We start from the raw sequence: 561 nt of genomic DNA on the forward strand, positions 1-561 counted from the left end.
CCGGCCGCGCCATGCAGGCGGAAGTGGAACCACTGGCGGAAGGCCGCCTCGCCGCCGACGCCCTGGTCGGCGCGCAGCTTGAGGCGGATGTCGCCGGGCGAGGCGATGGACAGCACCTCGATGGCGCCGGAGTCGAAATTGCTGCTGATGCGGAGGGTCATGGCTGGGAGCGGCTCACAGGAGATGGGTCAGGGCGTAAAGAGCGAGGCCGATCAGGCCGCCGACGAGGGTGCCGTTGAGCCGGATGAACTGCAGGTCGCGGCCGACGCTGTGCTCGATCTCGCGGACCAGATCTTCGTCCCGCCAGGCCCGCACGGTGCCGGCGATGTGCTCCGACAGGCCGTCGCGCAGCTGGGGCGCAAGGCCTTCGACGGTGCGCTCGATGTGCTCATTGACCGAATCGCGGAGCGCCGGGTTGGCCGCCAGGCTGGCGCCGATGGCGCTGGCCGCCGAGGCCAGCTTGGCGCGGACGCGCGAATCGGGGCCCGCCATGTCGCTGGCGAGCCAGCCGCGCAGGTCGTCCCACAGGCCGTCCACGTACTTGGCGATGCCCGGGTGGGC

The 561-nt window shown here is 71.7% G+C and carries 2 protein-coding genes; both read right to left on the reverse strand.

The window, feature by feature from the left end:
- Positions 1 to 161: M14-type cytosolic carboxypeptidase (locus L6Q67_RS24245; protein ID WP_296576291.1), on the reverse strand; the 161-nt coding region annotated here is incomplete at its 3' end.
- A 13-nt stretch (positions 162 to 174) separates the two neighbouring features.
- A partial coding sequence (locus tag L6Q67_RS24250) for a DUF445 family protein (RefSeq protein ID WP_296576288.1) occupies positions 175 to 561 on the reverse strand: 387 nt, incomplete at its 5' end.

The organism is Zoogloea sp. (genome assembly GCF_023150065.1).
Lineage (GTDB): Bacteria > Pseudomonadota > Gammaproteobacteria > Burkholderiales > Rhodocyclaceae > Zoogloea.